Origin of the sequence: Allohoeflea poritis (genome assembly GCF_027889715.1) — a bacterium.
Classification (GTDB): domain Bacteria; phylum Pseudomonadota; class Alphaproteobacteria; order Rhizobiales; family Rhizobiaceae; genus Hoeflea_A; species Hoeflea_A poritis.
This window is the reverse complement of sequence record NZ_JAPJZH010000014.1, coordinates 72,768-93,413: the sequence shown is the minus strand read 5'-3', so window position 1 is coordinate 93,413 and position 20,646 is coordinate 72,768. Positions and strand designations below refer to the sequence as shown.

Annotated in this window: 18 protein-coding genes and 1 pseudogene; 5 read left to right on the top strand and 14 right to left on the bottom strand. The window is 61.9% G+C overall.

Annotated features, from left to right (window positions below; all coding sequences use genetic code 11):
* Nucleotides 1–9 precede the first annotated feature (9 nt).
* Together OOZ53_RS19965 and OOZ53_RS19960 are read left to right on the top strand one after the other, a co-directional pair.
* Nucleotides 10–1,821: a monovalent cation:proton antiporter-2 (CPA2) family protein gene (locus tag OOZ53_RS19965; RefSeq protein ID WP_271091487.1), complete on the top strand. Its 1,812-nt coding sequence runs from the start codon at nucleotides 10–12 to the stop codon at nucleotides 1,819–1,821.
* A gap of 161 nt (nucleotides 1,822–1,982) precedes the next feature.
* Nucleotides 1,983–3,395 carry an MATE family efflux transporter gene (locus tag OOZ53_RS19960; protein ID WP_271091486.1) on the top strand — a complete coding sequence of 471 codons (1,413 nt, stop codon included), beginning with the start codon at nucleotides 1,983–1,985 and terminating at the stop codon, nucleotides 3,393–3,395.
* Between the two features lie 25 nt (nucleotides 3,396–3,420).
* Here the strand turns inward: OOZ53_RS19960 and OOZ53_RS19955 are convergent, their stop codons facing one another.
* The 8 genes from OOZ53_RS19955 to OOZ53_RS19920 are packed head-to-tail and all read right to left on the bottom strand — an operon-like array spanning nucleotide 3,421 to nucleotide 11,038.
* The gene (locus tag OOZ53_RS19955; protein ID WP_271091485.1) at nucleotides 3,421–4,224 is read right to left on the bottom strand and encodes an alpha/beta fold hydrolase; all 804 of its coding nucleotides are present in this window, start codon (nucleotides 4,222–4,224) and stop codon (nucleotides 3,421–3,423) included.
* Nucleotides 4,225–4,269: 45 nt separating this feature from the next.
* Nucleotides 4,270–5,262 (bottom strand): branched-chain amino acid ABC transporter permease, encoded by a 993-nt coding sequence (locus tag OOZ53_RS19950; protein ID WP_271091484.1) that lies wholly within the window; start codon nucleotides 5,260–5,262, stop codon nucleotides 4,270–4,272.
* Nucleotides 5,259–6,128 (bottom strand): branched-chain amino acid ABC transporter permease, encoded by an 870-nt coding sequence (locus OOZ53_RS19945; RefSeq protein WP_271091483.1) that lies wholly within the window; start codon nucleotides 6,126–6,128, stop codon nucleotides 5,259–5,261. Before OOZ53_RS19945 ends, OOZ53_RS19950 begins: the two co-directional genes overlap by 4 nt.
* On the bottom strand, nucleotides 6,125–6,847 hold the full coding sequence (locus tag OOZ53_RS19940; protein ID WP_271091482.1) for an ABC transporter ATP-binding protein: 723 nt from the start codon (nucleotides 6,845–6,847) through the stop codon (nucleotides 6,125–6,127). Before OOZ53_RS19940 ends, OOZ53_RS19945 begins: the two co-directional genes overlap by 4 nt.
* Nucleotides 6,847–7,578 (bottom strand): ABC transporter ATP-binding protein, encoded by a 732-nt coding sequence (locus OOZ53_RS19935; RefSeq protein WP_271091481.1) that lies wholly within the window; start codon nucleotides 7,576–7,578, stop codon nucleotides 6,847–6,849. The genes OOZ53_RS19940 and OOZ53_RS19935 overlap by 1 nt, the downstream gene beginning before the upstream one ends.
* A gap of 44 nt (nucleotides 7,579–7,622) precedes the next feature.
* Entirely contained in the window at nucleotides 7,623–8,855 is a 1,233-nt protein-coding gene (locus tag OOZ53_RS19930; RefSeq protein WP_271091480.1) for an ABC transporter substrate-binding protein, read from the bottom strand.
* 34 nt (nucleotides 8,856–8,889) lie between these two features.
* Nucleotides 8,890–10,200: a M20 family metallopeptidase gene (locus tag OOZ53_RS19925; protein ID WP_271091479.1), complete on the bottom strand. Its 1,311-nt coding sequence runs from the start codon at nucleotides 10,198–10,200 to the stop codon at nucleotides 8,890–8,892.
* A gap of 52 nt (nucleotides 10,201–10,252) precedes the next feature.
* Entirely contained in the window at nucleotides 10,253–11,038 is a 786-nt protein-coding gene (locus tag OOZ53_RS19920) for an N-formylglutamate amidohydrolase (protein WP_271091478.1), read from the bottom strand.
* A gap of 120 nt (nucleotides 11,039–11,158) precedes the next feature.
* On the opposite strand from OOZ53_RS19920, the gene OOZ53_RS19915 reads away from it, so the two are divergent.
* Nucleotides 11,159–12,013 carry a MurR/RpiR family transcriptional regulator gene (locus OOZ53_RS19915; RefSeq protein ID WP_271091477.1) on the top strand — a complete coding sequence of 285 codons (855 nt, stop codon included), beginning with the start codon at nucleotides 11,159–11,161 and terminating at the stop codon, nucleotides 12,011–12,013.
* A gap of 27 nt (nucleotides 12,014–12,040) precedes the next feature.
* Here OOZ53_RS19915 and OOZ53_RS19910 read toward each other — a convergent pair whose 3' ends face one another.
* Nucleotides 12,041–12,385 carry an MmcQ/YjbR family DNA-binding protein gene (locus OOZ53_RS19910; RefSeq protein ID WP_271091476.1) on the bottom strand — a complete coding sequence of 115 codons (345 nt, stop codon included), beginning with the start codon at nucleotides 12,383–12,385 and terminating at the stop codon, nucleotides 12,041–12,043.
* Nucleotides 12,386–12,387: 2 nt separating this feature from the next.
* A complete protein-coding gene (locus OOZ53_RS19905; RefSeq protein ID WP_271091475.1) occupies nucleotides 12,388–13,284 on the bottom strand; it encodes a patatin-like phospholipase family protein in 897 nt (298 codons plus the stop codon).
* Nucleotides 13,285–13,493: 209 nt separating this feature from the next.
* Between OOZ53_RS19905 and OOZ53_RS19900 the strand changes: the two genes are divergently transcribed.
* Nucleotides 13,494–14,615, top strand: a complete 1,122-nt coding sequence (locus tag OOZ53_RS19900; protein WP_271091474.1) for a Fic family protein — start codon at nucleotides 13,494–13,496, stop codon at nucleotides 14,613–14,615.
* A 17-nt stretch (nucleotides 14,616–14,632) separates the two neighbouring features.
* On the opposite strand, the gene rsmD is transcribed toward OOZ53_RS19900, so the two are convergent.
* The gene (gene rsmD, locus OOZ53_RS19895; RefSeq protein ID WP_271091531.1) at nucleotides 14,633–15,202 is read right to left on the bottom strand and encodes a 16S rRNA (guanine(966)-N(2))-methyltransferase RsmD; all 570 of its coding nucleotides are present in this window, start codon (nucleotides 15,200–15,202) and stop codon (nucleotides 14,633–14,635) included.
* Nucleotides 15,186–16,388: pseudogene (locus OOZ53_RS19890) on the bottom strand (pseudouridine synthase); the annotation flags it as partial. The pseudogene OOZ53_RS19890 and the gene rsmD, both read right to left, overlap by 17 nt.
* A 113-nt stretch (nucleotides 16,389–16,501) precedes the next feature.
* Here OOZ53_RS19890 and OOZ53_RS19885 point away from each other — a divergent pair.
* On the top strand, nucleotides 16,502–16,948 hold the full coding sequence (locus OOZ53_RS19885) for a nucleoside deaminase (protein WP_271091473.1): 447 nt from the start codon (nucleotides 16,502–16,504) through the stop codon (nucleotides 16,946–16,948).
* A gap of 54 nt (nucleotides 16,949–17,002) precedes the next feature.
* On the opposite strand, the gene OOZ53_RS19880 is transcribed toward OOZ53_RS19885, so the two are convergent.
* Both OOZ53_RS19880 and ileS read right to left on the bottom strand, forming a co-directional pair.
* The gene (locus tag OOZ53_RS19880; protein ID WP_271091472.1) at nucleotides 17,003–17,608 is read right to left on the bottom strand and encodes a hypothetical protein; all 606 of its coding nucleotides are present in this window, start codon (nucleotides 17,606–17,608) and stop codon (nucleotides 17,003–17,005) included.
* A 104-nt stretch (nucleotides 17,609–17,712) separates the two neighbouring features.
* The gene (gene ileS, locus OOZ53_RS19875; protein WP_271091471.1) at nucleotides 17,713–20,622 is read right to left on the bottom strand and encodes an isoleucine--tRNA ligase; all 2,910 of its coding nucleotides are present in this window, start codon (nucleotides 20,620–20,622) and stop codon (nucleotides 17,713–17,715) included.
* Nucleotides 20,623–20,646 lie beyond the last annotated feature (24 nt).

Below are 20,646 nucleotides of genomic sequence, written 5' to 3'. Positions count from 1 at the left end.
ACGCAATATATGGCCGCTGAAGGCATTTCTTTTTACAGCCACGCTCTCGTTCTGCTTGGCGGCGCAGTCATCGCCGCGCCTCTGGCCAAGCGAATCGGCCTGGGCACCGTCCTCGGATATCTCGCGGCCGGCGTGATCATCGGACCGGTGGCGCGGCTCGTCAGCGGCGGCGATCGGATTCTGGAATTCTCCGAACTCGGCGTCGTGTTGCTGTTATTCCTGATCGGCCTCGAGCTCAAACCTTCGCGCCTGTGGTCCATGCGGCGCGAAATATTCGGGCTCGGGCTGGCGCAAGTGGCGATTACGGGCATCGTGCTTCTGGGCATCGTCGGGGCCATCGCCTGGCCAAGGGACGCGCTTTCATCGGCGGCGATCATCGGATTCGGGCTGGCGCTGTCGTCAACGGCCTTCGCGCTGCAGATCCTGGAGGAACGCGGCGAGCGCAGTACCGCCTACGGACAACGGGCATTTTCGATCCTGCTTTTCCAGGATCTTGCCATCGTTCCCATCCTGGCGCTCGTGCCGTTGCTAGCGCCCTATGGCGCCGAAGCCACGTCAACGCCCCTGCAGGATTTTGCCATTGCGCTGGCGGCCATCGCCTTCATCGTCGTCGCCGGCCGTTATCTTTTGAATCCGCTGCTGCAGCTGATCGCCAGTACCGGCGCGCGCGAGGCCATGATCGCTGCCGCCCTTCTGGTGGTCATCGGTTCGGCGGTGCTCATGCAGGCGGCAGGCATGTCCATGGCGATGGGCTCGTTCCTGGCCGGCGTCCTGCTGGCCGAATCCTCGTACCGGCATGAGCTGGAAGCCGATATCGAGCCCTTCCGCGGGATCCTGCTGGCGCTGTTCTTCATGGCGGTCGGCCTGTCGCTGGAACTGGACGTGATCGCGCAGAACTACGTGCTGATCATCGTGGCCGTGCCGGTGCTCATGATCGTCAAGAGCCTGATAATCTGCGGGTTGTGCCGCATCTTCGGGTCGGGCCACAATGAAGCGATCCGCATTGCCGGGCTGCTGCCGCAGAGCGGGGAATTCGGTTTCGTCATCTTCACGGCGGCGGCTGCGGCCGGCATCTTCCCGCAGTCGATCGCATCCATCCTGATTGCCATCGTCACGGTTTCAATGGTGCTGACACCGCTTGCCTCGGTGCTGGCGAACCGGTTCCTGCACGATGGCAGCGCGGAGGAACTGGAGGAAAATTTCGAGGGCGCGGGATCGGACGTGCTGATGATCGGATTTTCGCGTTTTGGCCAGATCGTATCGCAGACCCTGCTGGCGGGCGGCTCGGACGTGACCATCATCGACCACTCGGCGGAGCGCATCCGCAGCGCCACGAAATTCGGCTTCAAGATCTATTTCGGCGACGGGACGCGCAAGAACGTGCTGGAAGCTGCCGGTATCCGGGGCGCGAAGCTGGTCGCCGTGTGCACGCACGAAAAGGCGACTACGGACAAGATCGTCGATCTGATCCAGGCGGAGTTTCCCGGTTCACGCATCTTCGCCCGCGCCTACGACCGCGCGCACACGCTTTCGCTGCGCGAGCGCGAGGTCGAATACGAACTTCGCGAAACGGTCGAATCGAGTTTCATCTTCAGCCGCAAGACGCTTGAGGCGCTGGGGCTCGACCAGGAGCGGGTCGACGCGATCATCGACGAAACGCGGCGACGGGACGAAGAGCGGCTCCGCATCCAGGCGGTCGAGGGCCTTTCAGCGGGCAGCGACATGCTGCATACGCGTCCGGTGACCCCGGAACCGTTGATCAAGCCGAAGAAGGAAGCCGAGCGGCTGGACCTCGAAAAGCCTCCCGAATCCGTCGAATAACCCGCGCCGCCTTTGCGTCCCGCCGGTCTATTCGATAGGTTCGCATCAATGACGAAGCACCCGGCCAGCGGCCAAGCGGCTGCTTCACATTCGGGGGAGCGGATCAACTTGCCAATTTCAGCCGAGGACGCCTTGCCGGCCGGATCGCGGAGCAATCCGCTTTGAGCGAGTCGGCGAAATTCGTCACCGGCTCGACAATGCGGCACGTCATCGTCATGGCAGCAACCGGATCGGTGGGGCTGGTTGCCGTCTTTCTGGTGGACGCGCTCAACCTTTTCTACATTTCGCTGCTCGGACAGCAGGAACTTGCGGCCGCCATCGGCTATGCCGGCACGCTCATCTTCTTTACGACGTCGATCGGCATCGGACTGGCGATCGCCTCGACGGCCATCACATCGCGGGCCATCGGGGCAGGCCGGCGCGAAGAGGCGCGCGAGCTTGCCACCACCTCACTCATCTACACGGCGGTGATCATGGCGCTCGCCGCCCTTGCCTGCCTGCCCTATCTCGACGCCATCGTTCATTTTCTGGGGGCGCGGGACGAAACGGCGCGGCTGACGGTCGAGTTCCTGCTGATCGTCTTTCCTTCCATGCCGCTGCTGGGCATCGGCATGTGCATGTCGGGCCTGTTGCGCGCGGCGGGCGACGCCAAGCGGGCCATGTATGTGACGCTGTTTGCCGGCGCGGCGACCGCGGTGCTCGACCCGATCTTCATCTTCGGCTTCGATCTCGGCATCCACGGCGCCGCCATATCAACTGTTTTGACGCGATTCGTGCTGATATTCGTCGGCTATTACGGCCTGCGGCGCATTCACAATCTGCTGGCCCTGCCCTCGATGCCGGTGCTGACCGGTACGCTTCGGCCCTATCTCTATATCGGTCTGCCGGCCATCATGACGCAACTCGCCACGCCGGTCGGCAATGCCTATATGACCATCGAGATCGCCGGTTACGGCGACGCGGCGGTTGCCGGCTGGGCCGTCGTCGGACGGCTGATTCCCGTCGCCTTCGGCGCTTTGTTCGCCCTTTCCGGCGCGGTCGGGCCGATCCTCGGCCAGAATTACGGCGCGCTGCGTTTCGACCGTCTCTACAGCACGATGCGCAACTCCTTCATCGTCATTATCGCCTACACGCTGGTCGTATGGATGTTGCTGTTCATCAGCAGCGACTATATCGCCGCACTGTTCGGCGTCGACGGCGAGGCGGGCGAAATGGTCGTCTTCTTCTGCGAATATGTCAGCCTGACCTTCCTGTTCACCGGCATGCTCTTTGTCGCCAATGCCGCCTTCAACAATCTCGGCTACCCGCTGATGTCGACCATCTTCAACTGGGGACGTTCGACGCTTGGCATCATTCCCTTCGTTTGGATCGGATCGCACTATTACGGCGCCCTCGGCGCCTTGGCCGGTTACGGGCTCGGGGCGGTTTTCTTCGGCATCGCGGCGGCCATCGCCTGCCTGCGCATCATCCGCGGCATCGCTCAGAAACCGCCCACGGAACCGCCGCCGCCAACGGATATCCAGGTCTCACCGGCCGCCAACTCACCATTCACCTCGGGCAAGGGCGCGACTTAGAGCGTGTCTGGTTTTGATCAAGCGCCTACAAGCTCTCCAGGAACCGCTTCAGATAGACATCGAACGCATCCGGCGCTTCCCAGAAGGGCGCGTGGCCGATGCCTTCCATCAGGTGGACGCGGTCTTCCCAAAGGTTCCGGTAGGTCAGCGCCGCGACGAATTCATTGTTCACGAAGGGCTCCGCGCCGCCGTTGACGATGGCAAGCGGAACCGCCGCGTTGACGGCCGCCTCCTGCTGGTTCGCTCCAACGCCCCGCACGAAGCTTCCGAGCATCATCTCGCGGGCATTGCCGTCCGTGCGCGCGACAGCCTCGCGCAGAAACGGCTCGAACGGCGCGTTGATGCCGCACGTGGCGCGCGCATAGGCATCGATTTCCGCTTCCGAAAAGTCCCGCTGGCCTGCCAGTCCCATGTGCTCGGAGGGCAGGAACCCGGCTGAAAGCTGTTCCTCACCGCGCCCGACCGGCGGGGATCCGGTTATCATCAGGCCACTGATCGCATCGGTCCGGGTGAGCATCTCCAGGCCGATATGACCGCCGAGCGACCAGCCGAGCATGGCATAACGGTCGTGGCCGAGTTCACGCATCAGTTCGATCGCCGCTTCCGCGTAGCCGGGCATCGAATAGGTTTTCTCCGGGTTTGCCGCGTTTTGCGACGCGCCATGTCCGGGCAGGTCCATGGCGATGCAGCGATAGGCCGCGCCGATTTGGCCGTCGAGCTGGTTGCGGAACACTTCCTTGCAGGACGAGTTGCCATGGATCATCAGCACCGGCGGCCCTTCGCCCGCCGACTGGGTAACGGCAATGCCGGCATGCGATGTTTCGATCATGTGATGGTTCAAAGTCGCCTCCCCTGTGATAACCCGATGCGGCCGCTACGGTCCGTTGCGCGCAACCGCCGGCGCGGCGGGCTTTCGGTCGCGAAAGTCGAGCTTCTCGATAATTCCCAGCAGGCCGCCCGGCGCGATGCGCAACACCAGGATCATGGCAAGCGCGATGAGGATGAAGCGCGCCTCCTCAAGGCCGCGAATGCCCGCCAGCGCTTCCGTTGCAAAAGTCAGCGCAAGGGCGGCCGCAATGGGGCCGTATACCGTTCCCGTGCCGCCGATCAGCACCATGGAGAGCGCCAGCGAGAGCGTTCCGAACCCGAACACGTCCGGCGATGCGACACGCAGATAGATGGCGTAGAAGCCGCCCGCTATTCCGGTGAAGATCGCGCTGAGCACGAGGACGGTGACACGCTGGCGCGAGATCGAAATACCGCGCGCGGCCGCATATTCTTCCGCATCGCGTACGGCCTTCAGCGATTTGCCGAAAGGTGAACGCACAACGGCCAGCAGGAACAGAGTCGAGACGACAAGCAGGAAAAGCGCGGCATAATAGTAGCCGAGCTTGTAGTCCTTCAGAAACGAATAGTCGCCCAATCGCAGATAGGGAATGCGGACCATGCCCTCGGCGCCGCCGGTGATCTGCGCCTGGCTGAGCACCAGTTGCATGACGAGCTGGCCGAAAGCGAAGGTGACGAGGACCACGTAGATCCCCTTCAGCCGGGCAACGGGCGCGGCAATCAGAAAGGCCGCAGCCGCAGCCGTGGCGCCGCTGGCCAGGATGGCGATCCACGGATTGACGCCCAGCGTCTTTGCCAGGATGGCCGCCGTGTAAACACCCACGCCGAAGAAGGTGAGATGGCCGAAATTGAACACCCCGCAATGGCCGAGGCTCAGGTTCCAGTTGGATGCGATGATCGCGTAGAGAAAAGCGATGATGAACAGATGCCGCGTATAGCTGTCAATGGCGAAGACCGGGACCAGCAACAGCGCCGCCAGGCAGACAAGGGGCAAAACGATGTTTCTTGCAGCCGGTTTCATTGCCTGCCTCCGAAGATACCGTTCGGCCGGAAGATCAAAACCACGATCATCATCAGGAACAGCACGAAGGGCGTCCAGTAAAGGCCGAGCCAGAGGATCAGCAGCGCCTCGATGAGGCCGATGACATAGGCGGCGCCCGCCGTGGCGCCGAGGCTGCCCAGGCCGCCGAAGATGACCACGATCATTGCCTTGACCAGCGGCTCGGCGCCCATGGAAGGCGTGATGAAACGGATCGAGCCCAGCAAGGCCCCGGTCAGCCCCGCCAGCGCAGCGGAAAGCCCGAAGGCGATGGCAAAGGCGACGGGCACATCGATGCCGATGAGGGCGGCGGAACGCTGGTTCTGCCCGACAGCGCGCAGGGAGCGCCCGGTGTTGGTCCGCACGTTAAAGCGCCAGATGGACAGAAGAATGAGCGGCGCCAGCACGACCAGGATCGCCTCGTGGGCGGAAATCGTTGCGCTGAAGATGGATATCTCGCCATCGACAAGGCGCGGCAGTTGCTTCAGCCGCGCGCCCCAGATCATTTGCGCGCCCTTCTCCAGGATGATCATGGCCGCAAGAGTGGTCATCACCGTGATCAGCAGCATGTTTCGATTGCCGTAATAGGGACGCACGAGCAGCCGCTCGATCAAAACGCCGATCAGCGCCGCGACCAGGGTGCCGCTCGCGACACCGACAAGCAGGCCAAGGCCAACGGCCTCGCTGACTGTCCAGGCGACAAAGGCGCCGATCATCATCAGCGCGCCGTGGGCGAAATTGAATACGCCGAGGGTGGTCCAGACCACGCTCAACCCGCTCGCCATCATGGCGTAGAGCGAGCCGAGCACAAGGCCGGAAACGATGGTGGCAATCAGCGTGTCGATCAATGCGCCGCCTCTCCGAAATAAAGCTGCATGATGGCGTCGTGGTCCGGGGCGTTGTCTCCGTCGATCTCGCGCACCACCTCGCCATGCTCGATCATGTAGAGGCGCTGGGTCAGCGACAGCAGGAACTCGACATCCTGCTCCACGATGACGAGAGGAACGCCGCTTTTGGCAATGTTGCCGACGGCGGCAGCCAGCTCCTTCTTCAGGCGCGGCGAAAGGCCGAGGGTCGGCTCGTCCAGCATCAGCAGTCTCGGCGCGCACATCAGCGCGCAGCCGATGGAGAGCATCTGCCGTTCGCCGCCGGAAAGGGTTTTGGCTTTCTGGGTCCGACGCTCGTCAAGCCGGGGAAAGAGCTCGAACACGCGCCGAAGGTTCTGCGCCTTGCCGTGTCTTGCGCGCTTCGATATCGACGCCAGTTCCAGCGTCTCCAAAACATGCATCTCGCCGAACAGCGTGTTTCCCTGCGGCGATTGAACCAGCCCGGCATTGACAATGTCGCGGGGCCGCGCGCCGGTAATATCGGCGCCGTCGAACGAGATGGTACCGCCGGTCGGTTTCAACAGGCCCGATATCGTCTGGAGAAGCGTCGTCTTGCCGTGACCGTTGGGACCGAACAGGCCAACGCATTCGCCGGCATCAAGGCCGATGCTGATATCGCGCAGGACGGTGATGCTGCCATAGCCCGCCGTTACCCGCGATACGTCCAGCAGGCGGCCCATCAGTCCCGGCCTCCGAGATAGGCTTCGGCGACCGCCGGGTCGCGCACAACGTCCGCCGGCAGGCCCTCGGCGAGGATCGCACCCTGATTGAGGACGAGCAGCCGTTCGGAAACGGACAGCAGCAGGCTCAGCACATGCTCGATCAGAAGGATCGTCACGCCCGATTTATTGACATCGACCAGCAGCGCGTCGAGCCGTTCGATCTCCGGCTTCGTCAGTCCCGATGCCGGTTCGTCCAGCATGAGGACGGACGGTTCGGAAACGAGCGCGGAAGCAATCATGAGCTGCTTCTTCTCATAAACGGAAAGCTCGCTTGAAGGCATATGCGCCCGGGCTTCGTCGAACTGGACCCGGTCGATGGCCCTGCGGGCATTTTCCAGGGCCTGCCCGGCGGATTGGCCGCCACTGTAGACGGCGCTGATCTGCAGTGTCTCGATCGCCGAAAGATCCGGGAATTCCGCATCCTTCTGAAAGGTACGGCACAGCCCCGATCTGGCAATGGCGTGGGGCGGGCGGCCATCGATCCGCTCTCCGTTGAAGCGGACCTCGCCGTTGGTCGGCCCGTAAGGAATGCCCGTCATCAGGTTGAACAGCGTGCTCTTGCCCGAACCGTTCGGCCCGGCAATGCCGAAGATTTCGCCGCGCGTGACCGTGAAGGAAACCCGGTCGACGGCGGTCAGACCGCCGAAGGTCTTGGTGGCATCGCGAACGTCTATGATCGGATCGGACATCTTTGAATGCGGCGGGCCGCCAGGCCGGCAGCCCGCCCCTGTCTCTATTTCATCCAGGACGGCTGTTGGAAATCGCCGGTCGCGTAGACGTCCGGATAGAACAGATAACGCTCACCGTCACGGATCTGGTAGAACTGGATCGGCACGCCGTCATTGCTCTGAACCGACAGATGCGTCGCCGGATCGAACTGGATCCTGCCCATGGCGGTCTGCTTGTTGGTCTTGCCGATTTCGGCGCCGATTTCCGCGCGCTTCTTCGGATCGCCGACCTTGCCGAGCGCGTCGGCATAGATCATGACCTGCTCGTAGAGCGCCGGCCCGTAGGAGCCCGGCTCGTTGCCGAATGCCGCCTTGTACTTGCCGAGCACCTCGGCGGCGCGCGGATTGGTCGGCGTATTGAGCACGCCGCCCAGCAGGTTGTAGACGACGCCGGAGGAGTTTTCCTTCGTCAGCTCAAGGAACTCCGGCACAGACGGCGCATACTGGATGAAGACCAGGCTGTTGGTCGGGTCTTCCATGAACTGGGTCATGAAGGTCGCGGCATTGGCCGAGACGTAATCCGTGTTGATCAGGACCGCCGGCGGGTTCTGCCGGATCTTGGCGAGGAAAGCCCGCCAGTCATTGATCTCGCCGAACGGCAGGAGATCGTTTTCCGTCACTTCCCAGCCGGCCTTTCCGAAGGCGTCGACCATGCCTTCCGCGATGCCCTTTGAATAGGGATTGTCGGAAGCGATGATGGCGACCTTCTTGTTGGGCAGCGTCAGCGCTCCACCGGCGGCCAGCCCTTCGATGACCGGCACGATTTCGGTGTTGTATCCGGCATAGGAAGGCGTCATCGACCACACGGTTCCGAAATCGTCCGGACTGGGACTGATAATACCCTCCGTCTGGGCGGAGTTTGCCGAAACCAGATAGACCATGTCCTGCTCGGCCATCATCTCGATCTCGAAATTCGAGCCGGAGGCATAGCCGGTCATGATGGCGCCCATGTCGCGGTCACCGAGTAGACGCTCGGCCGCCGTCGCGACGGCGTCGGCGGTCGCCTCGCCGACATCGCCGACCACGAGTTCGAATGTGTGCCCGGCGACACCGCCGGCGGCATTGAGTTCATCGACCGCGAGCTGCGCCCCGTTGACCATTTCCTGGCCGTCGGCGGCCGCCTTGCCGGACACCGGCGCAAGGACGCCGATTTTTACGACATCGGCCTGCGCAAATCCTGCGGAAACGGCCAGGATCATGGCCGAAGCCGCACCGAGAAGTGTTCGTCTGTTCAACATTCCGTCCTCCTGTCAAACTGTTCGGTTTGCTTGGTTATTTTGTGCCGCAATTGTCTATGATCGCCGCTGCGATCACCTTCGTCGCCTCGACGAGACTGTCGATGTGGACGCATTCATCGTCGCCATGGAAACCATCGCCTGATGCCCCGTAGATGACGGCGTCGACCCCCGCGCCGGCATAGTGCGCCGCGTCCGTGACCGCCTCGAAACCCTTGGCGACCGGCTGTTTCTTCTGGACTTCGCCGGCCCGCTTGAGCAGCGAATCCGTCAGCGGATGGTCCATCGGCGTGTTCATGGGCGGGAAATTGAGATCAAAGAGATCCCAGAGGATTTTCGGCGGGTTTTCGCGCATCCAGGGGTCCATGGCTGCGAAATTCGCAACGAATGCCTCGAATTCGGCCTTCACATCCTCGAACTTCTCGTCCGGCATGAATTTGTAATCGAGGTCGATGGTCACGACGTCCGAGATGATCGCGGCATTGGTCATTATGGCCGGATTGCCGTCCTCTCCCATGCCCGCACCGCCGCGTATGACACCGGGATTGATTGTCGCAAGCCCGGCCGGCACCAGCGGGTGCCAGTGATCGCGGCATCTTGAAGCCTCGAAGTCGCGCAACGCATTGAGAAACCGGTTGGCAAGCTCAATGGCATTGACGCCGGGCTCGATCCGGTTCTCGACATGGGGTTGCGGCCACAGCGAGTTGAACCGCCAACCGGCATGCGCCTGTTTGCCGAAGATCGTCACCCGCACCCAGGTCAACCCGCCTTCGGCGGCGACCACATCACCCCAGCTCGGCTCTGCAATGATGGCCCTCTTGGCCAGTTTGCCGCGCTTGACCGCGTCGATGGCGCCGAAGCCGCCGGCCTCCTCATCGACCACGCTGTGGATCGACAGACGCCCCTCCAGCTCGATACCGGCTTCTCGGATGGCGCGGGCCGCCACCATGCAGGCGGCTACGCCGCTCTTCATGTCAACGGCGCCACGTCCCCAAATCTTGCCGTCATCGACCTCTCCGCCAAAGGGCTCGCGGGTCCAGGTCGAAGAATCGCCGACCGGCACAACGTCGATATGGCCGCACAGGATGAGACTCTTTTCCTCCGATCCGGACCAGTCGCCAATGACGTTCGGCCGGTCCGGAAAAACATCCCAGCGCTCGGTGGAAAACCCGCTGGCTTCAAGATGGCTCTGCACCAGGTCCTGGACTTCCGGCTCGCGATTGAGTTCCGGATCGACCTGGAATTTCGGATTGACCGAAGGAATCCGCACCATCTCCCGCGTCAGCTCGACAACGGCGTCCCGATTGCGGTCGATCGCTTCCCAGACAGTGTTCACTGCATCGCTCATTTCATTTCCTTCCTTGATCCGCTTTTCGTTTCATGCTGACCGACGCCCCGCATCACCGCACGGCACCTGCCTCGATCAGCGCGCCAATCGCCTTGCCCAGCAATTCAGCCCAACGGACGCAGCCCTGTTCATCGCGCAAATGGTCGTTCCTTATCTCCACCAGGCTGTGCTGAAGCCCGAATCTTTCGCCATGGGTCGGTATCGTCCAATCCGACTGATCGTCGATCGCATAGGGTTCGTTCATGCCGATGTTCAGTTCCGGGCGAAGCCGGACAAGCTGTTCGGCAAGCGCTTCCGGCGTTTTCGGATCGGTGCGCGAGGCAAAGCCGACATCCCACTTGCGCTCCTGGCCGGCCAGGGTTCGCGTAAAGCTGTGAATGGCGAAAAAGGCGCGCCGCTCATGTCCTTCGATAAGCGTGGAAACCGCCTTGTGAAACGGCTCGAATATCTCATCGATCCTGCATTGCCGCGCGGCCGCCGGGAGATTGCGGTTGCCCGGAACCTCCACATTGTCGCTGACGGCGGCAATGGCATCTTCAGCGTCGACCGGACGATTACAGTCTATGACCAGCCGGCTATAGGGCTGCAGGACAAGCGGCGCATCGAGTATCCCGGCAACGGTCCGGGCCACGCTTGCGGCGCCGATATCATAGGCGATGTGGAGATCCATCGCCGAAGGCGGCAGTCCAAGATCGCCGAGTGCGGCAGGAATCGCACGACCGGCATGCTCGCATACAAGGACCACGGGGCCGTCGCTGTCACCATTCACGACCTCGACCGGCCAGTGATCGCCCTCAAGCAAAAGTGATTTTGACCGCCCCGCGGCAGGTGACGCCATCCCAACACTCCCAACAGCGTCCCAGTAGATGAAAGAAAATTTTTAAAGTCAACAATTTCTTGGATATTGACGGATATTTTTCATTGTGACGCCGTGTCCGCCGCTGTATGGGTTGTAAGAATGGACCTTCGAAAACGCATCGAGGAAAAATCCCAGGACTTTACAGCCAATGAGCGAAAGCTCGCGGCGGCGCTTCTGGCCGACTATCCGTTCGCCGGTCTCGAATCCATCCAGTCCTTCGCCGAAAAAACCTACACATCCGCGCCGACAATCACACGTTTCGTGCAGAAACTGGGCTATGGCGGCTACCAGGAATTCCAGAGGCTTCTGATCGGCGAACTGAAAGAGGGGCAACAATCACCGATTGAACTGCGCCGAAGAACCGAGCCGATCAAGACCGGCTTTCTGAACAGCTTTCTTGGGCGCACTGCGGACATCATCCAGCAGGTCACCGAGGTGGTCACCGAGGAGCAGTTCAACCGCATCTGCGCCCTGCTGGCGGATAACAAGCGTTCCGTTTACCTCGTCGGCGGCAGGATATCCGATCCGATCGCGCAACTGCTGGCGCGTCATCTGCGGCAGATCAGGCGCGATGTTTACCACGTGCCGCCCGATCCGGAGGTCTGGCCGGAATATCTGCTGCGCATGCGCGCCCAGGATGTTCTCTTCATGGTGGATTTCCGCCGCTACGAGCAACGGCTGGCGCGCCTTGCAAAAATGGCGGCCCGCAAACGTGGCTCCCAGATCGTCCTGGTCACCGACAAGTGGCTGTCGCCGATTTCACAACATGCCGCCGAGGTGCTGCCGATGCCGATCGAGAGCGGCACGGCCTGGGATTCCTATTGCGGTGCTATCGCGCTGATCGAGGCCATGATCTCGCATGTCGCCGAGCAGGACTGGGATGCGACGAAGAAAAGGATCGGGGACTGGGACGGCTTCAGATCCGCTTCGGTCAAGGATGATCAGGGCTCATAGAGGCGCGAACTCGCCACGTCTTTGTATTCAATCGAAAGGATCGAGCGCGGACTGTGCTTTCTTGGTCAGGCTGGCGCGCACGATCCGGTAGGAATTCTCCAGCCGGTAGAGCAGTTCGTCCTCATCCGACTCCCATGGCAGATTGATCCATGAGCGGTGAAAATAGGGCGCCTTCACCCCGACACCGGCATCGATCAGCATCTGCGCCGTCTCAATGCTGTCGGTCTTGACCGAAACGCCAGGCGTGACCGCACCGATACAGGCAAACGTCTTGCCGCCGACCTTCCAGGCGTCATGGCCGCCGCCCCAGGGGTCGGAGACCTCGGCGCCTGGAAAGCGCCCGCATATCTTGTTGATCCGCTCCCGGCTCATAATCAGCCGCCTTCCTTTATGTGGTAGGTGAACACCGCATCGATGGCGTGCTTGAGCTCCTCGCGCACACCGGCGGAAACCTCCAGTATTTCGTCGGCCTTGAAGAAATCGAGCACCCGGAAGCGGTTCACGTCGGGACGCAGGAAGATATCCGGCCGGCCTGATTTCAGTTTCATGGTAATGATCGACTGCATCATCAACTGGCTGGCGCCGAACATGAGGTCCATCGTCGAAGGCTGGTCACCGTCATCGCCGCTCGGACCGCCAACGACATCGATGCCGATGACGATGTCGGCCATGCCAGCGAGATGATCGAACGGCACCGGATTGAAGATACCGCCATCGATCATGTACCGGCCATCGCAAAGCACCGGGCGGAAGAGCGCCGGGATCGCTGCTGACGCGGACACGGCATTGATCAGGTCGCCGCTTGTGCGGACGGCTTCCTGCTGGGCGTAGAAATCCGTCACGACGATCTGGGTCGGTATCTGAAGCTGTTCGAATGTCGTCGGGAAGTTCTGCGGCAGGAAGGCGCGAAGGATGCGCTCGATGTTGAACTGGCCGAGGCGCAGGCCACCGGTCATGACGTCGCCCATGCTGTAGGGGCGCGCCTTCCAGATCCGGCTTACCACCTCGCTGCGCCGGCCGAGCGCGTGGAGGGTGTGGGCACGCACTTCGCGGCCACTCATGCCGGCTGCCATCGCCGTTCCCATGATGGCGCCGATCGAGGCGCCCGCAATGGCGACCGGGCGAATGCCGAGTTCATCGAGGACTTCAATGATGTGGACATGGGCGACACCGCGCGCGCCGCCGCCGCCAAACGCAACCGCAACGGTCGGATCGCCCGATGACCCCCGGTCCACGTTATGTTCGCTGCCTATCAGCACGTCGTTGCGCATGCCATTCCTAACTGTCACCGGCCTCAGACGGGAAATACGATCCGACCGCCGGCACGCCCAATGTGACGCGCCTTCCCGCGAACTTCAAGGCCCGTCCTGCGCCGCCCGGTTGATCATGCTTAACGGGTGGGCGCCGAATTGAATGATTGACCGCCTTGTTTGCGGCTCGTCGCGGAAGGAGCCGGATATGCTTGGAATTTTGGATATATATGGGTGTATTTTCAGCTATTTGGCCAAATTATTTGCTATTTTGGATATTTATGGGTAATAATTTGGGTATGATGCTAAAGACCGCTTCCCTCGAAATTACTCGCGAGATCCTTTCGCTTATTGCCGAGCTGGATGAATTCAAGGGTGCCTGGCGGGCTCTGGGGAAGCTCGCCCCGGAACGCCTGTCATCGTTGCGCCGGGTCGCCACGATAGAAAGTATCGGCTCGTCCACGCGTATCGAAGGCAGCAAGCTCTCCGACAAGGATGTCGAGCGGCTTCTGTCCAATGTCGAAATCCGAAAGTTCGAGACGCGAGACGAGCAGGAGGTTGCAGGGTATGCAGAAACCATGGAGACCGTGTTTGCCCATGCTGGCGAATTAACCCTTACGGAAAACCATATCAAACAGCTTCATCGCGATCTGCTGGTTTACAGCGAAAAGGACGCATGGCACCGGGGAGAGTACAAAACAAATCCGAATAACGTCGTGGCCTTTGATGCAGCTGGCCAAGAAATCGGCGTTGTATTCGAAACCGCAACGCCTTTCGATACCCCCCCGCTAATGACGGAACTTGTCGGGTGGACGCGAGCTACTTTGGATGAAAGCCACCTTCACCCGCTCTTGGCCATCGCAATCTTCACTGTTGTCTTCCTGGAAATCCATCCGTTCCAGGACGGCAACGGCAGACTCTCGCGCATCCTGACGACATTGCTACTGATGCGCAGCGGTTACGCCTATGTGCCCTACGGATCGCTGGAAAGCGTGATCGAGCAGACCAAGGAGAACTATTACATCGCTCTGCGCAAAACCCAGGGCACGATCCGCACCGACAGGCCCGACTGGCAGCCTTGGGTGGTTTATTTCCTGCACGCTCTTCAGCAACAAAAGGCGCGGCTGGAGAAGAAGATCGAACGCGAGCATATGTTCATCAATACGCTCCCTGAATTGTCCGTCAAAATCCTTGAACTGGCGAAAGAGCACGGCCGGATTACAATCGGTGCAATCGTCAAGGTCACCGGCGCGAACCGCAACACCGTCAAGAAACACCTGCAATCGCTGGTGTCGGGGGGGCACCTGTCTCAACACGGAACCGGCAAGGGGACATGGTATGGGCGGGCTTAGCGCCAAATCGCCGAAGCTCACTTCGTTTCCGTAGATTCGCAACGATAGAAATGGATCGCCGTGTCGCCGAAGGAACGGATCTCCAGCAACCGGAAGCCGCCTCCCGGCTGCGGCCCGGCATCGGCACGCTCTTCCAGAAGGACGAGCGCGCCCCGCCGCAGCCAGCCGCCGGCGCAGGCTGAAGCGAGCGCCCTCTCGCCCAGGCCTTTGCCATAGGGCGGATCGGCGAATGCAAGATCGAAGGGCTCGATAGCACCGATATCGCCAAGCGATGCCGCATCGCGCCGATACACTTTCGTGCGCCCCTGAACGCCGAGCTTTTCGATATTGTCGCGCAGAAGGCCGCGGCCTTCGGCGGACTGTTCGACAAACAGCGCGAAGCTTGCGCCGCGCGACAATGCTTCCAGACCCACAGCGCCCGTGCCTGCGAAAAGATCGAGGACGCGGCTGCCCGCAAGCGCATCCGCATAGCCGTGCGCCAGGATGTTGAAGAGCGCTTCTCGCGTGCGGTCGGTTGTCGGCCGGATGGATTGCGAGCGCGGCCCGGCGAGCGAGCGTCCTTTAAAACTACCGCCGACGATCCGCATTTCCGGACCGGCCGCCACCGGGCTTGCCGGCGGGTCGTGCCCCGCCCTTGCCCCTGGCTCCCTTTGGAGCGGTTTTCTGCGCGCCCTTCTTGGGCGAAAGCGGCCGTGCACCGGGCGCCATCCATACATTCGAAGACCGGTTCCTGTTCACCGGCCTCTTCTTGGCCGGCGCTTTTTCCGGCTTCGACGTATCGAGCCGCCCGAGATCGCGGTCGCGCTTCTCCTCGCGGCTCAGTTTCCTGCCGGGCGTTGGCGGCTTTTCCTCTTTTGCTGCCTTTTTTGCAGCGGGTTTCTTTTTCTCCTGCGCCGATGGATCATTGAAAAGCGGCGCTTCGAAATTGGCGCCGGCCTTCTCGATCAGCCTCGGTCCGAGCTGTTCGCGCAGCGTGCGGCTCCTGACTTCCTGCACAGCGCCCTCCTTCAGAGCGGCGAGCTGGAAGGGTCCGTAGGAGATGCGGATGAGGCGATTGACCTCCAGCCCCAGCGCGCCAAGTACGTTCTTGATCTCGCGGTTCTTGCCCTCGCGGAACCCCATGGTCAGCCAGACATTCGAGCCCTGGGTGCGGTCGAGCGTTGCATCGATCGCGCCATAAAGAACGCCATCCACGGCGATGCCGTCCTGAAGCCTGTCGAGCCCGGCCTGATCGATCTTGCCGTGGGCGCGAACCCGATAGCGGCGCAGCCAACCGGTGGACGGCAGTTCGAGTTCGCGCGCCAGTCCGCCATCATTGGTGAGCAGCAACAGCCCTTCGGTGTTGATGTCGAGACGGCCGACCGAAACCACATGCGGCTGGTCGATCGGCAAGTTGTCGAACACGGTGGGCCGGCTTTCCGGGTCCTTGTGGGTGGTCACCAGGCCAGCCGGCTTGTGATAGAGCCAGAGCCGGGTGCGCTCGATGCCGCGCATCGGCTCGCCATCGATCTCGATCCGGTCAGACATCGTCACATTGATGGCCGGGGATTCGAGCGGCTTGCCGTTCAGCCGCACCCGTCCCTCGACGATCATGCGCTCGGCCTCGCGTCGCGATGCGACACCGGCGCGGGCCATCAGCTTGGCGATCCGCTCGGGCGCCTGCGCGATGGTTTCGGCGTTGCGGTCGGCCTCCGGGTCTTTCCGGCTCGCGGCTGCGCGCTGTCCGCCGGAACCCGTTGCGCCCGCCCGCCGGGGCTTGCCACGCGTATTCATATGGTGTTTGCCTTTCAAAATCCGCCGGGCCGCCGGCCGCGGGGAAAACTTCTGCCGCCAGCCTTATCAGGTTGCGCCCGCCTGGTTAATAGAAAAGGAGCCTGCACCGGCCGATGAACAAAAGCATCATGGACATCGCCCTGGAAGAAGCGCGGGCCGCCGGCGACCGCGGCGAGGTTCCCGTTGGCGCGGTCATCGTGCGTGACGGCGAAATCCTTGCCCGGGCCGGAAACCGCACGCGCGAATTCCATGACGTGACGGCCCATGCCGAGATCGTCGCAATCCGCAGCGCCGCCTCGTCGCTTGAAAGCGAGCGCTTGCCCGATTGCGATCTTTACGTGACGCTGGAGCCCTGCGCCATGTGCGCGGCGGCGATCTCCTTCGCACGGATCCGCCGGCTCTATTTCGGCGCCGAGGACATCAAGGGCGGTGCCGTTGTCAATGGTCCGCGTTTCTTCGACCAGCCGACATGCCATCACGCGCCGGAAGTCTATTCGGGTTTTGCCGAGAGCGAGGCGGCAGACCTGCTCGTGCAATTCTTCCAGCAAAAGAGATCCTGAACAAAAACGCCCGGCTGAGCCGGGCGATGTATTTGAAGGGCAGCGGTGGCCTGATCAGAACGGCCAAAGATTGCCGATCTTCCAGCCCTTTTCCTTCTGCGCGGCTTTCTTGCGCGCGCGCTCCTTCTTGAATTCGGGTTCGCCGAGGTCATCGACCGGCGCCGTTTCAGCCGGCTGGCGATATTCAACCGGCGGATCGCTGAGGAAGCGGCGGCCGGTATAGGCACCCTTTTGCAGGGCCTTGGCCTGGCGGAACTGCTCCTGCTGCTCCTTGGTCACCGAGCCACTGCCCGTCGCCAGCGGCGAACGGTAGTTGCCGCGCGCATCTTCCGCCTCTTCACGCAGACGCTGGCGTGTTTCCTCGGGCGATTCGGGCCATTGCGGATTGTCCTTTGACGCAAGGCTCGCCTGCGGCGCCGGCAGCGCCGAGCCCGATTCCGCGGGCGGCTCAACGATGGCCGGCCGCGGCGCATACGCAACCTCGCTGTTGCGTTTGGGCGGCCTGATCGAAACGATATTGGACAAATCGTCGATCAATTGCGCGTTCGCGGTCTTGTCGGTGCCGTAGGTCGGGCTGCTGACGCAGCCGGAAACCAGCAGCGATGCCGCGATTGCGCCCGCCACTGTGCACCCTGTGCGAAACCCGGTTGCTCTGTTCATTCGGTATGTCCCGTTCGAAGCCGGATATCCCATGCGGAACAAATCCGGCTATTTCTTGACAACTCTTTTAACGCAAAAGACTTATTGCGGCAATTCAACCTCTGTCACAGCCTGCCCAACTGCTTCAATTCGCGCAGCGCCTCGGCGTCGCGCGCCGAAACATCGGGAAACTCCGCATCGGAGCCGATATCGTCGGTGATACGCCAGGAACGGGCGCATTTACGCCCCTTCGCGAGCGCCGGAACGACGCTGACGCCGGCGACATCATCGAGCCGGAACGCGTCCGCTGGACCATCGGCATGCGATAGCTGGATCGCAGACGTGATGCAGATTTCGGAAAAATCCTGCCCGTCCAGGGCAACAAGCAGGTCCTCATCCGTGACATGGACGACGGGAGCCGCCTCCAGGGAAGAGCCGATTCGCTTCTCCCGGCGCTCGATTTCCAATGCACCGGTCACAACGCGCCGGACGGTGCGGATCTTCTTCCACTTTGTGTTGAGCGCGTCATTGCGCCAGGACCCCGGGACCTCCGGGAACTGCTCCAGATGCACGGAACGGGCCTGCGGATAGCGCTGCAGCCAGGCCTCCTCCATGGTGAAGGGCAGCATCGGGGCAAGCCAGCACGACAGGCAGTCGAAGATGGTCCGCACGACTTGCAGCGACGCCTTGCGGCGCACGCTCGACGGCGCGTCGCAGTAGAGCGCGTCCTTGCGGATGTCGAAATAGAATGCCGACAGCTCGACATTCGAGAAATCGATCAGCGCACGCGTGATGCGCTTGAAATCAAAGGCATCGTAGCCCTCGCGCACAAGCTGGTCGAGTTCGACCAGGCGGTGCAGCATCAGGCGCTCGAGTTCAGGCATCGCCGCGAGATCGACCGTTTCGCCCTCATCGTGCGAGAGCGAGCCGAGCATCCAGCGGATCGTGTTGCGGAGCTTGCGATAGGCATCGATATTGGTCTGGATGTTGGTCTTGCCGAGGCGCTGGTCTTCCCAGTAATCCGTCGTCATGGCCCACAGGCGCAGAATGTCCGCGCCGGACTGCGCCATCACATCCTGCGGCGTGACGGTGTTGCCCTTCGACTTGGACATTTTCTCGCCCTTTTCATCCATGGTGAAACCATGGGTGATGACCGTGTCATAGGGCGCCCTGCCGCGCGTGGCGCAGCTTTCCAGCAGGGAGGAATGGAACCAGCCGCGATGCTGGTCCGAGCCCTCCAGATAGACATCGGCCGGCCACTTCAGGTCCTCGCGGTCCTCCAGCGTGAAGGTGTGGGTGCTTCCTGAATCGAACCACACGTCCAGAATGTCGGTAACCTGGTTCCAACGGTCCTGATCGTTGCGGCCTTCAAGGAAACGCTCCTTGGCGCCGTCGGCAAACCAGGCATCGGCGCCTTCATTCTCGAAGGCCTCCATGATCCGGGCGTTGACCGTCTCATCGACAAGCACCTCGCCATCGGCGTCGGCAAAGACGCTGATCGGCACACCCCAGGCGCGCTGTCGCGACAAAACCCAGTCCGGCCGGGTCTCGATCATCGAGCGCAGGCGTTTCTGGCCGGCGGCCGGCACGAAGCGGGTCTCGTCAATGGCGGCCAGGGCCCGCGAGCGCAGCGTCGTTCCGTCCTCGAAGGGCTTGTCCATATAGACGAACCATTGCGGCGTATTGCGGAAGATGATCGGTTTCTTCGAACGCCACGAGTGCGGATAGGTGTGCTTGAGACGGCCGCGCGCAAACAGGCGGTCGGCCTCGATGAGGGCGGCGATGACACGCTTGTTTGCATCGCCTTTCTTGCCCTTGTCATCCAGGACCCGGGCAGCACCGTCCGGGCTGGAGGGGCCGAAACCGGGCGCATGATCGGTAAAGAAGCCGTCGTCGCCAACGGTGAACGGGATGGAGGCGTCAATGCCGCGGCCCTCCAGAGCGCGGGCATTGTCCATCCAGGCCTCGAAGTCCTCGCGACCGTGGCCGGGCGCCGTATGCACGAAGCCGGTGCCGGCATCGTCCGTCACGTGATCGCCGTCAAGCAGCGGCACGTCGAACGTGTAGCCCATCGCCACAAGGGGATGGCCGCAATGCATGTCGCGGAAATCGCCGGCGGAAACATCGGCCAGACGCTGCATGGTGACCTTGGCCTTGTCGGCGGCTTCCTGTGCCAGGGTGTCGGCAAAGATCACCTTCTCGCCGGCCTGCGGGCCAAAATCGTTCTCGGCCGCCGTGATCTCGTAAAGTCCATAGGCGATGCGCGAGGAAAAGGAGATGGCACGGTTGCCCGGGATCGTCCAGGGCGTCGTGGTCCAGATCACCACAGAGGCTCCGACCAGCGCGTCCGGACCCGCCAGGACCGGAAACTTCACCCAGATCGTGTCGCTTTCGTAGTCATGATACTCGACTTCGGCTTCGGCCAGCGCCGTGCGCTCGACCACCGACCACATGACCGGTTTCGAGCCGCGATAGAGCTGACCGAGCCTGGCGATCTTCATCAGTTCGCCGGCGATGCGCGCCTCGGCGTGATAATTCATCGTCGTATAGGGACGATCGAAGTCGCCTTCGATGCCGAGACGTTGGAATTCCTCGGTCTGCACCTCGATCCAGTGGGCGGCGAATTCACGGCATTCCTTGCGGAATTCATTGACCGGAACCTCGTCCTTGTCCTTGCCCTTGGCGCGGTACTGCTCCTCGATCTTCCATTCGATCGGCAGGCCGTGACAGTCCCAGCCCGGCACGTAATTGCTGTCATAGCCGCGCATCTGGAAGGAGCGCGTGATGACATCCTTGAGGACCTTGTTGAGCGCATGGCCGATATGAATGTTGCCATTGGCATAGGGCGGGCCGTCATGCAGCACGAATTTCGGGCGGCCGCTGGCGGCCTCGCGCAGCAGCTTGTAGAGATTCATGTTCTGCCAGCGCGCGACGATTTCCGGCTCCTTCTTGGGAAGGCCGGCGCGCATCGGAAATTCCGTGCTCGGCAGGTTGAGCGTTTTCGAATAGTCCAATTTTTCGGTCGTTTCGGTCATTTTTCAATCGTGTTTTCGGCTTGC